Origin of the sequence: Sphingomonas asaccharolytica NBRC 15499, from assembly GCF_001598355.1 — a bacterium.
Taxonomy (GTDB): Bacteria; Pseudomonadota; Alphaproteobacteria; order Sphingomonadales; family Sphingomonadaceae; genus Sphingomonas; species Sphingomonas asaccharolytica.
The window spans coordinates 35,166-48,938 of record NZ_BCYU01000020.1 but is presented as its reverse complement, the minus strand read 5'-3'; the positions used below and the strand labels follow the sequence as shown (position 1 = coordinate 48,938).

Below are 13,773 nucleotides of genomic sequence, written 5' to 3'. Positions count from 1 at the left end.
ATGATGTGGGGGAGGAGCCGTGCCAATACACGGACAGAACATACCGTCCACACGAAAATGCGCTTGCCGCTCGCGTCAACCGGTGGCTAACTGAAACGGATAATAAGGAGCGAGAGGATGGCGGAGGCATTTATCGTGTCGGCGGCGCGAACTGCGGGCGGGCGGCGCGGCGGCAAGCTCAAGGATTGGCACCCGGCTGATCTGGCGGGCAAGGTGCTCGATGCGGTGGTCGAGCGTGCCGGGATCGACGGCGCCGCAGTCGAGGACGTCATCATGGGCTGCGTCATCCAGGCCGGCGAGCAATCGGGGCATATCGGCCGCAGCGCGGTGATGGCCTCCTCGCTTCCCGACAGCGTTCCCGCCGTCTCGATCGACCGCCAATGCGGTTCCTCGCAACAGGCGATCCAGTTCGCCGCGCAGGCCGTGATGTCGGGCACGCAGGATGTCGTCCTTGCCGCCGGGGTCGAGAGCATGACCCGCGTGCCGATGGGCCTGGCCAGTTCCGCGCCTGCACAGCTCGGCATCGGAATCGGGCCCTGGTCGCAGAAGATCAAGGACCGCTACGGCGTTCAGGGGTTCAGCCAGTTCGTCGGCGCCGGGATGATGGCGCACAAATACGGCTTCAGCCGCGAGCAGCTCGACGCCTTCTCGCTCGAAAGCCACAGACGTGCTGCCGCCGCCACGCAAGCGGGCGCGTTCGATGCCGAGATCGTGCCGATCGAGGTGCTCGACGAGGAGGGCAACACCGTCCTTCACGTTCATGACGAAGGCATCCGCTACGACGCGACTCCGGAATCGATGGCGAGCGTCAAGCTGCTCCAGGAAGGCGGCGTGCTGACTGCGGCGTCCGCCAGCCAGATCTGCGACGGCGCCTCGGGCGTGCTGATCGTCAGTGAACGCGCGCTCAAGGATCACGGCCTGACCCCGCTGGCGCGAATCCACAATCTGACCGTGACCGCCGGCGATCCGGTCATCATGCTGGAAGAGCCGCTGCCCGCGACGCAGCGGGCGCTGGCGCGCGCAGGCATGAAGATCGAGGATATCGACCTGTACGAAGTCAACGAAGCATTCGCACCGGTACCGCTTGCCTGGCTCCAGGTGATCGGCGGCGACCACAGCCGGCTCAACGTCAATGGCGGGGCGATCGCGCTCGGCCATCCGCTGGGTGCGTCTGGCACCAAGCTGATGACGACGTTGCTCCATGCGTTGAAGGCGCGAGACAAGAAATGGGGGCTGCAGACGATGTGCGAAGGCGGCGGCATCGCCAACGTTACGATCGTCGAGCGGCTGTGAAATGTTGCGTCGCCCCGGCGAAGGCCGGGGCCGCCGCGTCAGGATAACCAACATAGCGGTCCCGGCCTTCGCCGGGGCGACGGGAGAGGTCAATGAAACTCGATAATTCGGTAGCCGCGGTCGTCACCGGCGGAGCCTCAGGCCTTGGCGCCGCGACCGCGCGTGCGCTCGCGGCCAAGGGCGTCAAGGTCGCGATCTTCGACCTTCAAGCCGAGAAGGGCGAAGCGCTCGCCAGCGAGATCGGCGGCGTGTTCTGCGAGGTCAACGTGACCAGCGACGAGAGCGTCGACGCCGGCTTCGCCAAGGCCCGCGCGGCGCATGGCCAGGAGCGCGTGCTGGTCTGCTGCGCGGGCACCGGCAATGCGGTCAAGACCGCCAGCCGGTCGAAGGAAGACGGCTCGATCAAGCACTTCCCCCTGGAAGCGTTCAACTGGCTCATCCAGATCAACCTGATCGGCACCTTCCGTTGCGTCGCCAAGTCGGCCGCGGGCATGCTGACCCTCGAACCGGGCATTGACGGCGAGCGCGGCGCGATGGTGATGACCGCGTCGGTCGCCGCCGAGGATGGCCAGATCGGCCAGGCGGCCTATTCGGCGTCGAAGGGCGGGGTAGTCGGCATGACGCTCCCGATCGCGCGCGACCTGATGAACGAGGGCATCCGCATCAACACGATCCTGCCCGGCATCTTCGAAACCCCGCTGATGCAGGGCGCCCCGCAGAATGTGAAGGACGCGCTGGCGGCGTCGGTCCCGTTTCCCAAGCGTCTGGGCAATCCGCCTGAATATGCCGGGCTGGCGCTAACGATGATCGAGAATTCGTATTTCAACGGCGAGGATGTCCGCCTCGACGGCGCCATCCGCATGGCGCCGCGGTGATCCGCAAGCCCCTCCCCTGAGGGGAGGGGCTAGTAGAAGCAGGAGAATCCATGCCCGGCCCACTCGCTGGCATCCGCATCGTCGAACTCGCCGGGATCGGGCCCGGACCGTTCTGCGGCATGATGCTCGCCGATCACGGCGCGGAGGTCATCCGCATCGACCGTCCCGTACCTGGCGGCGATCCCCGCGGACCGACGGCGCGCCATGGCGGCGATCCTCTTCTGCGGTCGCGGACGATCGAGACGCTCGATCTCAAATCGCCTGACGACATCGCGACGCTCCGCGAACTGCTCAAGACAGCCGATGGCATGATCGAGGGGTTCCGGCCCGGCGTGATCGAGCGGCTAGGGATCGGCCCCGATATCCTGCTCGCTAACAATCCCAAGCTGGTGATCGGTCGGATGACCGGCTGGGGTCAGGACGGGCCCTATGCCGCGGCCGCCGGGCACGACATCAACTATATCGCTTTGTCCGGTGTGCTCGGTGCGCTCGGCCGTGCGGGCGAGAAGCCGACGCCGCCGATCAACCTGGTCGGCGATTTCGGCGGCGGGGCGATGATGCTGGCGTTCGGGATGGTCAGCGCGTTGCTGGCGGTGAAGAACGGAGCGCCCGGGCAAGTGATCGACTGCGCGATGACCGACGGGTCGGCATTGCTGATGGCGATGATGTGGGGGTTCCGCGCCCAGGGCATCTGGGGCGACGCGCGCGGCACCAACCTGCTCGATACCGGAGCGCCATTCTACGACACGTACGAGACCGCCGATGGCAGGTTCGTCGCGATCGGGTCGATCGAGGGCCAGTTCTATGCTCTGCTTCGCGAGGCGCTTGGGCTGGCCGCCGATCCGCTGTTCGACAGCCAATATGATCGCGCGCAATGGCCGGCGCAAAAGGCGCGGCTGGCCGAGATCTTTCGGTCGAAGACGCGCGACGAATGGTGTGCGTCGATGGAGGCGAGCGACATCTGCTTCGCGCCGGTCCTCGCCTGGGACGAAGTGGCGGACCATCCCCACAACAAGGCACGCGGGACGTTCATCGAGGTCAATGGGGTGATGCAGCCCGCACCGGCGCCGCGTTACTCGGCCACGCCATGCGATCCGCCGCGATGATACGCTGAACGGGAGAGGGACGATGCCGCATTTCGGCGATTATCAGAACGAGATCTACGGCGCCGGCTTGCGCGGCGTGCTGCCAAAGGTGCCGGTAGATTATGCCACGCTCGTCCAGCGCGCGACTGCGGCGATGCCGCCGCACGTCCTGAACTATGTCCAGGGCGGCTGTGGCGACGAATGGACCCAGGACCAGAACGCCGCCGCTTTCCATCATTGGGGCATGGTGCCGCGGATGATGGTCGGCACGACCAGCCGCGATCTGTCGACAGAGATTTTCGGCCACACCTATCACAGCCCGTTGCTCATGAGCCCGATCGGCGTGACGGGTATTTGCGGCCAGGACCAGCATGGCGATATCGCCGCGGCCAAGGCATCGGCGATGACCGGCGTGCCGATGACCGTTTCGACGCTGGGTAACGACACGCTGGAAGAGGTGGCGACGCATCTCGGCGACACGCCCGGCTTCTTTCAACTCTATACGCCGCGTGACCGGGACTTGGCCGAGAGCCTGATCCGTCGCGCCGAAGTAGCCGGTTATCGCGCGTTGGTGGTGACGCTCGATACCTGGGTGACCGGCTGGCGCCCGCGCGACCTCAATGCCGGCAATTTCCCGCAGCTGCGCGGCCATGTTCTGACCAACTATTTCGCGGATCCGGTCTTCCGCAAGCTGCTCGGCAAGGATCCTGCGCAGGCGCTGCCCGAAGCGGTCATGCTATGGGGCTCGCTGTTCGCACGGCCGCTGACCTGGGACGATATGGCCTGGTTCAAGTCGGTCACCAAGATGCCGATCGTGCTCAAGGGCATCTGTCATCCCGAGGATGCGCGCAAAGCGGTCGATATGGGCGCCGATGCGATCTTCTGTTCGAACCATGGCGGGCGCCAGGCCAATGGTGGGATCGCCGCGATCGACATGCTGCCGGGTGTGGTCGAGGCAGCGGGGGAAGTGCCGGTGTGGTTCGATTCCGGCATCCGCTCGGGCAGCGACTTGATCAAGGCGTTGGCGATAGGCGCGCGCGCGGTCGGGGTGGGGCGGCCGTTCGTCTATGGCCTGGCGCTCGATGGGGCCGCGGGGGCGGCGCACGTGCTTAAATGTATCCTGGCCGAGGCCGATCTGATGATGGCGGTCAACGGCATGCCGACGCTCGACCATGTCCGCGCGGCCGGGGCGACGCGGCTATCCGCTTGAAGGCATGATCGCCAATAAAGCGAGCCTTCCCCATGAGATGGTCCCAGTTCGGCCCTTAACAATGGCTTTCAATTGTCCAGAGAAATGATACGAATCCCAAGGGGCTAATACAGGGGGATTCGTGTCGCTTCGTTTCAAGCGCGCATTGTTTTGCGCAGCGGTGTTTGTCGTGCCCGGCGCATTCGGTATCGATACGGCCATGGCGCAGTCCGCGCCTGGCGCCTTGCCCAGCCGCGAGCAGATCGAACTTCCCAAGGTCGATTCCGTCAAGCCGAAGTCCGGCATCACCGTCACCGACGAGACCAAGCGGGTCGCGAACTGCCCGTTTGCCGACTCGCCGATCGAGGTGGCGATCGACCGGCTGCATTTCACCGCACCTGACGGATCAACGCTGCCGACCGGACTGCTCGACACGCTGGCGGACATCAAGCCGCTACCCGGCAAGCAGAAACTGGCGCAGCTGTGCGACCTGCGCGATGCAGCGGCGAGCGCACTCAGTAATGCGGGCTATATTGCCGGCGTCACCATCCCGCCGCAGGAGATCAATGCCGGAGACGCGACGCTGATCGTCATCCCGGCGCGCCTGGTCGACGTTCATGTCTCCGGCTCGGCGGGACGCTTTGGACGTACGCTGGCCGCGCGAGTCGACCGGCTCAAGGCGCTCCCCGCGCTCAACACGCACGAGATCGAGAGCATCCTGCTAGGCGTGAACGACGTTCCCGGACTCCAGGTCAAGATGGCGTTGCGCGCCGCCGGCACCGGCCCGGGCCAGGTCGTCGGCGAAGTGGCGGTCGAGTATACGCCGTTCACCATCCTGGCCAACGTCACCAACACCGGATCGCGCTCGATCGGGCGTGAGAGCGGGACGTTGCGCGCCGAATATTATGGCCTGACGGGGCTGTCCGACCGCACCTTCATCGGAGCGTCGTCGACCGCCGATTTCCGCGAGCAGCAAGTTCTCCAGGTCGGCCATTATTTCGCGACCGACAGCGGCCTCAGCATCGGCGGGCGCTTCAGCTACGCCTGGTCGAAGCCCGATATCGGCGCGCTCGATTTGCGCTCGCGCTCGCTGATCGGCGGGCTCGATATGTCGGCGCCGTTGCTACGCAGCGTCCGCGCGAGCGCCGATTTCGGCGGCGGCGTCGAGATCATCGAGCAGCGTATCCAATTGTTCGTCGGCAAGAGCGGCATTCCGGTCACGCTCGACAAATTGCGGGTCGGCTATCTCCGTCTGTCGGCCAGCAAGCGTGCGCCGCGCTTCAACAAGCCCGATGCCTGGGCGATCAGCGGCTCGCTCGAACTGCGCCAGGGTTTCGATATCCTGGGCGCGACCAAGACGGGCGTGATCACACCTGCCGGTTACGGGCCGAGCCGGTTCGAGGGCAGCGCTAGCGCGACCGTGCTGCGCGGCGGGCTCAACGGTTTCGTCAGCATTGGCCGCGACTTCAGCCTGTCGGCGACGGCGCAGGGACAATGGGCAAGCGGCCCGCTGCTTAGCTTCGAGGAATTCTCGGTCGGCAACCTGACGATCGGCCGCGGCTATGATCCCGGCGTGACCTCGGGCGACAAGGCGATCGCCATCCGGCTCGAGCCGCGCTGGCAATTGCCGGTCAAGTCGCGTGCGGCGTTCGTCGCGTTCGGTTTCTACGACACCGTGCACATCTGGAACGACGACACCTTTACCACCGAAGGCAGCCGTGCGCTGACCTCGTTCGGCGGCGGCATGCGGGCGATCCTGCCCGGCCTGATGTCGCTCGAAGCGATGTACGCGCATCCGCAGGATCCCGAGCTGAACCTGCCCGGCGCACCGCGCGCGTCCGATCGCGTGCTGTTGTCGCTCACCATCCAATTCGCTCCGCGCCGTTGAGTTTCAGGGGACCAGTCATGATCAAGTCAACCCGCCTGCGTAGCACGCTTTCCGCCTCGACCATCCTCGCCGCCGGGCTGCTGCTCGTGGTGGCGCCCGCCCAGGCGCAGAATTTACCGGACACGGGGAATGTGTCGGTGTCCACGCGCGGGCTCAGCGGCGGTGCGCCGGGGTCTACCGATCCGGGCTTCGTGACTTCAGGGGCGGCGGGAGCGCAGACCTTGCGCGTCGATCTCAAGGACAACCGCACGATCCTAAACTGGGGCGGGACGGGCTTCAATGTTGCGGCCGGCAACACAGTGGATTTCAAGGATGCGCGCGCGACAGCAGGCGTAACGGGGCGGACTGACAATATCGCGGTGCTCAATCGCGATCTGAGCGGCAATACGTCGAATATTCTCGGGACGATCAAGTCCGATCCCAACGTCGCGGTCTATCTGATCAACCAATCGGGGATATTGTTCGGCAGCAACGCCGTCGTGAATACCGGCGCATTCTTTGCCGGCACCAGCAATCTGTCGGACGACAACGACTTCCTGAATGCGGCTACGAGGTTGCGTTTCAGCGGGTCGAGCGGCGGCACGATCACCGCCAATGCCGGCTCGCAATTCACCACCGCGGCAAGCGCCAGCAGCAATGGCGGGCGCATGGGCGACTTGGTGATGATGGGGTCGCAGGTGCTGTTCCGCGGTACGGTTGGCAACGCCACTTCTGGGGGCGCAGCGGGGGACATCGCCCTGATCGCGGCGAGCGACGCGGCGATCACCAACACGCCCGGCAGCCCTCTGTCGATCCAGATCTACAGCGGCACGTCGCTGTGGAACGGCATCGAAGTCGGTAGCGGTTCGACGTTGCGCGGTCGCAACGTCGTGCTGGCCTATGCCCAATCGACGTTCGCGCCGGGTCCCGACTACTCGATGGCCATCTTCGGAAATCTCATCGCCACTGGGGCAACGGTCACGGATCGCGGTGTCGTGCTATCGTCCGGGATCGGCACGGGCAACGTCAATATCGACCTCAACGCCACCTCGGGTTACGGTTCGATCAACCAGACCGGCAACATCGATAGCGCGTCGGGTTTGCTTTCAAATGCCATTACCCACAGTATTGATGGAGTCGTCAACGCGGCGGGCGCGATCGACTTCGGCGGGGCTTTCGTCAACTCCGTTTCGAGTGCCGACACCATCACGGGCGCCAGAGTTACCTTCGGGCAGATTGTTGGGCTAGCCGGCAAGGTGACGGCGACCGCAGGCGATATCATCTCCAAGAGTCAGACGTATTTCGAGGGCGGCGTGGAAGCGACGGGTGATGTCATCATCGACGGTTCGGTGCCCGGGTTCATGCTGGGCGCGCCGGGTGCCAAAATCGGTGGTGCGCTGAAGGTGAACGCCTTCGCTGTGGTAGAGCTCGACGGCGCCGTGACCGCCGGATCGGTCGACATCAAGGCAGGCGTCGATCTGCAGATTTTGAACAGCATCACCGCAACCGGGCCGGTGAAATTGAGCGCAGGCAATGCGACGACCACCGGTAATGCGATGATCTCCGGCACCATTAGCGCGGGCAATGACGACATCGATATCGAGGCCAACGGCGATCTCACCGTCAACCTGTCCGGCCAGGCGTTCACCGCGCGCAATTTGGTGTCCGGTGGCGCGATGAATCTAACTGCCGACAAGATCGTGGTCGGACAGAATTTCGGCACGTCGGTCGGACCGGGCGGCATCAATGCGACAGGCGACTTGACGATTGACGCCGCGACGTCGTTGCTGGTGCTGGGCGAGACCAAGGGAAGGTCGATTACGATTACACAGACGAACACCGCACCGACGGCGTTCGTCCAGCTCTACAGCAAGGCGACCAGCAGTACCGGCGATATTAAGATCGATGCTGGAGCCGGAATCGAGACCGCAGATCTGTCATCTGCGGGAATCATCAAGCTACGCGCGGGTGCCTACCTGGTTGGCGCAAATCTGGCTGCCGCCACGGGAATAGATCTTGGCGCAGCCACCGTCAGGGCAGCGACCGCCAATGCCGCGCATGGCGACATCGTCGCGACTGGGAATGATGTCACCTTCAGCAACGCCAATGCCTTCGATGGCAATATCGAGATGACGAGCCAGACCGGCGGAGTGACGCTCGGCGGCCTTATTTCAAATAGCTTCTATTCGGGCGGCAACAGCAGCGCTTCGGGCAACATCATCCTCACGGCAGATGGCGGGGTTGCGGCAATTCGCGGCAACGTCACCGTCGGCGGCGCTCTGATCGCTACAGCGAGGGACCGTGTCGATATCGGCAATCTCGATGGTGTTGCATCGACGATCAAGGCAAAAGGTGCGATCTCGCTCACGGCGTCCGCTGGTTCGATCAGCAGCAATAGCGGGCTGACGCTCCTAGGCAACAGCGACGGTTTGGGCGCCGAACCCATCACGCTGGACGCGGGATATATCGACGTCGGGTTAGGAGGGAGTGTTCGCGCCGGGCCGAACCGCGAATCGGATATCAAGATCGTGCTCCGCGATTCGCCGCAGAGCCCGCAATCCATATCGCTGTGGAACACCAGCGCGCACAGTCTGAGCGCGGTCAGTTTTACGACCACGCCCGTCCAAGGCATCGACCATGACGCGACCGTTTCACTAGGGGGCGACACGTTCACCAACGGCCTCTACCTGGACGTCAGGTCGCTCGTTATCGCCGGGGCCTTGACCGTGACTAACGGCGGGATCGACATCACGACTAGAACGACCGACCCCATGACGGGCATTTCGATTCGCGGCGCGATCAGCGCGACGGGCGACATCATCGCAAGGTCCAATTCGCTGGTGCGGCTCGACGCGGGCGCATCTTTTACCGGCAGCAATGTCGTCCTGTCGGCGGCCAGCGCATTCACCAATAATGCCGGGGGCAGCGTCATGCATCCCTCTGGACATTGGGTCATCTATTCGGCCGATCCGTCGCTCGATACGTTCGGTGGGCTCGATAGCGGCAATACCGCTTTGTGGAGCTCGACGCTGGCGACACGTGATCCCTCGATGATTACCGGCAACCGCTATGTCTTCGCTCTGAGGCCGACCCTCACCATCTCGGCGCAAGACATCTCCAAAATTTATGGCGACACGCCCAGCGGCAATGTGGTGCCGTGGACGGTCACCGGCTATCGGGGCGTTGCCGGGGCGTTCTTGATCGATACGGCGGCAACCGCCTTTACCGGTGCGCCGAGCTTTACCTCCGCTGGGTTCGCACAACGCGCCAGCGTCGCCGGTGGCCCCTATGCCATTCTCGGGGGAACCGGGTCGTTGCAGAGCGCGGCAGGTTACGCTTTCTCCTTCGCGCCTGGGGGCACCGTAACGGTTACACCCAAGCAGCTTACCGGCGTCGCTACAGCCGGCAACAAGACCTATGATGGAACCACCGCAGGCACTGGCTATGTTACGCTCAACGGAGTCATTGGGGGCGACGCGGTCTGGACCACCGGCACTACGTTCACGTTCAGCGACAAGAATGCTGGGACCGGTAAGACCGTTAATGTCGCCGGGGCGACGCTGACGGGCGCAGACGCGGGTAATTACACGCTGACTATGCCGGCAAGCGTCTTGGCCAATATTCTGAAAAAGGCGATCGGCGCGAGCGTCATCGCGAATGACAAGACATATGACGGCACTACCGCCGGCAGCGGTACGGTCACGCTCAATGGCATGATCGCTGGCGATAATGTGACCACCAGTGGCACGACGTTCACGTTTAGCGACAAAAATGCAGGCACGGGCAAGACGGTGACGGTCGCGGGCACGATCATCGGCGGGGCTGATGCAGGCAATTACGTCATCCACCTTCCGGCCAGTGCGCTCGCTGATATCCTCAAAAAAGCGATCACGGCGAGCGTCACGGTCGACAGCAAGACCTATGATGGCGATACCAATGCCACCGGAAGCGTGATGCTCAACGGTGTCGTCTCGGGCGATGCCGTCACTACCAGCGGTACTACCTTCACTTTCGCCGACAAGAGCGCCGCGACGGGGAAGATGGTCGCCGTCGGGGGAACGACGATTGGTGGCGCGGACGCCGGCAATTACTCAATCACCATCCCCGCCAGCGCCCTCGGCGACATCCTGAAGAAGGCCGTTACCGCCAGCGTCGCGGTCGACAACAAAACCTATGACGGCACGACCCTTGGCACCGGCACGGTGACGCTCAACGGGCTTGTCGCGGGCGATCAAGTCGGCACGAGCGGCACGACCTTCACCTTCGGCGACAAGAATGCGGGTATCGGTAAGACGGTCGCAGTCGGCGGTACCACTCTGACCGGCGGCGATGCCGGCAATTATACGCTAACCATCCCGGCGAGCGCGCTCGCGGACATTCTCAAGAAGGCGCTGACTGCCAACGTCACGGCAGATACCAAGACTTACGACGGTACCGCGTTGGGCACAGGCACGGTAACGCTGAATGGCGTGATCTCCGGCGATGCGGTCGGCACCAGCGGGACGAACTTCACCTTCAGCGACAAGAACGCCGGCAGCGGCAAGACGGTCGCTGTCGCCGGCACCACGCTGACCGGCGCCGACGCCGGCAACTACACGCTTACGGTTCCGGCCAGCGCATTCGCAGATATCCTGAAGAAGGCGCTTACCGCCAACGTCATTGCCAACAACAAGACCTATGACGGCACGGCCGCCGGTACGGGCACGGTCACGCTGAACGGTGTCGTCTCTGGCGATACGGTGGGCACCAGCGGTACTAGCTTCACCTTTGCCGATAGGAATGCCGGCGCGGCTAAGACCGTCACGGTCGCCGGAACCACGCTGACCGGGACAGATGCGGGTAATTATACGCTAACTGTCCCGGCCAGCGTTCTCGCCGACATCCTCAAAAAGGCAATCACCGCGAGCGTTGTCGCCAACACCAAGACCTATGACGGCACGACCGCCGGCACCGGCACGGTAACACTCAACGGTGTCGTGTCCGGGGATGCCGTCGGCACTGCCGGGACGACCTTCACCTTCGCCGACAAGAATGCCGGTACGGGCAAGACCGTGACGGTGGCGGGAACGACGCTCACCGGCGCGGATGCCGGAAATTATACGGTGACGGTGCCGGCAGCGGCGCTGGCCGACATCCTGAGGAAGGCAATCACCGCGAGCGTCGTCGCCAACAACAAGACCTATGACGGCACGGCCACCGGTACCGGCACCGTGACGCTCAACGGCGTCGTCGCAGGCGATGCGGTCGGCACCAACGGCACGACCTTCACCTTCAGCGACAAGAATGCCGGCACCGGCAAGACGGTCACGGTGGCAGGTACGGCCCTGACCGGCACGGATGCGGGCAACTACACCGTGACCGTGCCCGCCAGCGCGCTGGCCGACATCCTCAAGAAGTCGCTGACCGCCAGCGTCGTGGCAGGCAACAAGACCTATGACGGTACAACTTCGGGCACCGGCACGATTACGCTGAACGGCGTCGTCTCTGGCGATACGGTTGGCACCAGCGGCACCACCTTCACCTTCGCGGACAAGAATGCGGGCGCGGGGAAGACGGTCAATGTCGCGGGTACGACCCTGACAGGGGCAGATGCTGGAAACTACACGGTGACCGTCCCAGCCAGCGCGTTGGCCGACATCCTGAAGAAGGCGATCACCGCCAGCGTCGCGGTCACTAGCAAGACCTACGACGGCACGACCGCCGGCACCGGCACGGTGACGGTGAACGGCGTCGTATCGGGCGACAACGTCACGACCAGCGGCACCACCTTCACCTATGCCGACAAGAACGCCGGGACGGGCAAGGCGGTCGCTGTCGCGGGCACGACAATCGGCGGCGCGGACGCGGGCAATTACACCATCACGATCCCGGCCAGTGCGCTCGGCGACATCCTGAGGCGGGCGCTGTCGGTAACGGCGGATGACGCGTCAAAGGTGCAGAACGATCCGGATCCGGCGCTGACGTACACGCTTACCTCGGGCTCGCTGGTCAGCGGCGATGCCTTCAGCGGCAACCTCGCGCGCGATACGGGCGAGAACCCTGGCACCTACGCGATCAAGATCGGGACACTCAACGCCGGCGACAACTACACGATCACGTTCACGCCGGGGACCTTCACGATCAACCTGCCTCTGGGCAGCGAGGGCTTGCAGCCGGCGCTGAAGGCGCAGCCGCTGCCGTCGCAGATCGGCACGGGCGCTTCGTCAGGCAGCTCGGTCAATCTCGATACCAGCGCGGTGTGCGGCGACGACAAGAACTGCACGACGGGCAATCCGACCAAATAACGATCGGTGGGCGTGGCGGACTTTGGTCCGCCTCGCCCGTTGCTCGGCGCTAATCGGCCGACCAGCCCAACCGGCCTGCAAGGTCGGCTGCGGCAGGTTTCCAGTCGATCCCGCATTGGTCGAGCCAGGCGTCGTCGAAATAGGTCGACGCATAGCGATTGCCGTCGTCGCACAGGATGGTGACGATCGATCCCTCGACGCTGGCCGCCGCCATCTCTTCGGCCAATGTCGCGCAGGCCCATAAATTGGTCCCCGTCGACCCGCCGCAGCGCCGTCCCAGCCGCTCGCTGAGCAATCGCGCGGCGGCGATGCTGCGCGCGTCCGACACTATCTCCATCCGGTCGATCACTTCGGGAACGAACGACGGCTCGACATGCGCGCGCCCGATCCCCTCGATCCGGCTGGCGCAGCGGTCGAGCTTGGCGACGCTGCGGTCGGCCCAATGGCGGTGGAACACCGATCCCTCGGGGTCGGCAACGCAGATCCGGGTCGCGAGGCGGCGATAGCGGCCATAGCGGCCGATCGTCGCCGAGGTGCCGCCGGTGCCCGCGCCGCACACGATCCAGTGCGGGATCGGATGCTGTTCGAGCGCCATCTGGGCGAAGATCGATTCGGCGATATTATTGTTGCCGCGCCAGTCGGTCGCCCGTTCGGCGAAGGTGAACTGGTCCATGAACACGCCGCCGAGCTCGTCGGCGAGCCGCGCGGCCTCGCCGGCCGCCTCCACCGCCTGCTCGACGAAATGCGGTCGGCCGCCATAGAATTCGATCTCGGCGATCTTCTCGGCCGAGGTGGCGCGCGGCACCACCGCGATGAAGTCGAGCCCGAGCATGCGGGCGAAATAGGCTTCCGACACCGCGGTCGATCCGCTCGACGCCTCGACGATCGTCGTATCGGGGCCGACCCGGCCGTTGCACAGCGCGTAGAGGAACAGCGAGCGCGCCAGGCGATGCTTCAGGCTGCCGGTCGGGTGGCTCGATTCATCCTTCAGATAAAGTTGGACGCCGGGAAACCGCGGCAGCGGGATCGGGATGAGATGCGTGTCGGCGGAGCGATTATAGTCAGCCTCGATCAGGCGGACGGCTTCGTCGGCCCAGGCGCGGTCATGGGGAGGGTGATTGGACGTCATCCGCGCGCGCATCGACGCATGGCGGGCCGGCGTCAACCGTCTGCGACCCAA

At 64.5% G+C, this 13,773-nt stretch carries 7 protein-coding genes; 6 read left to right on the top strand and 1 reads right to left on the bottom strand.

Annotated elements, in window-relative coordinates; translation table 11 throughout:
• Nucleotides 1-117: 117 nt before the first annotated feature.
• From SAS01S_RS07665 to SAS01S_RS07640, 6 genes are all read left to right on the top strand, one after another.
• Complete coding sequence (locus SAS01S_RS07665) at nucleotides 118-1,293, top strand: acetyl-CoA C-acetyltransferase (protein ID WP_066806826.1); 1,176 nt, start codon at nucleotides 118-120, stop codon at nucleotides 1,291-1,293.
• Between the two features lie 92 nt (nucleotides 1,294-1,385).
• Nucleotides 1,386-2,168 (top strand): SDR family NAD(P)-dependent oxidoreductase, encoded by a 783-nt coding sequence (locus SAS01S_RS07660; protein WP_066806824.1) that lies wholly within the window; start codon nucleotides 1,386-1,388, stop codon nucleotides 2,166-2,168.
• A 50-nt stretch (nucleotides 2,169-2,218) separates the two neighbouring features.
• Nucleotides 2,219-3,274, top strand: coding sequence for a CaiB/BaiF CoA transferase family protein (locus SAS01S_RS07655; protein WP_066806823.1), 1,056 nt, complete (start codon nucleotides 2,219-2,221; stop codon nucleotides 3,272-3,274).
• A 22-nt stretch (nucleotides 3,275-3,296) separates the two neighbouring features.
• Nucleotides 3,297-4,463: an alpha-hydroxy-acid oxidizing protein gene (locus SAS01S_RS07650; RefSeq protein WP_066806822.1), complete on the top strand. Its 1,167-nt coding sequence runs from the start codon at nucleotides 3,297-3,299 to the stop codon at nucleotides 4,461-4,463.
• 121 nt (nucleotides 4,464-4,584) lie between these two features.
• Nucleotides 4,585-6,330: a ShlB/FhaC/HecB family hemolysin secretion/activation protein gene (locus SAS01S_RS07645; protein WP_066806821.1), complete on the top strand. Its 1,746-nt coding sequence runs from the start codon at nucleotides 4,585-4,587 to the stop codon at nucleotides 6,328-6,330.
• Between the two features lie 17 nt (nucleotides 6,331-6,347).
• Nucleotides 6,348-12,593 carry a YDG domain-containing protein gene (locus SAS01S_RS07640; RefSeq protein WP_066806820.1) on the top strand — a complete coding sequence of 2,082 codons (6,246 nt, stop codon included), beginning with the start codon at nucleotides 6,348-6,350 and terminating at the stop codon, nucleotides 12,591-12,593.
• A 49-nt stretch (nucleotides 12,594-12,642) separates the two neighbouring features.
• Here the strand turns inward: SAS01S_RS07640 and SAS01S_RS07635 are convergent, their stop codons facing one another.
• On the bottom strand, nucleotides 12,643-13,722 hold the full coding sequence (locus tag SAS01S_RS07635; RefSeq protein ID WP_066806865.1) for a PLP-dependent cysteine synthase family protein: 1,080 nt from the start codon (nucleotides 13,720-13,722) through the stop codon (nucleotides 12,643-12,645).
• Nucleotides 13,723-13,773: the final 51 nt, after the last annotated feature.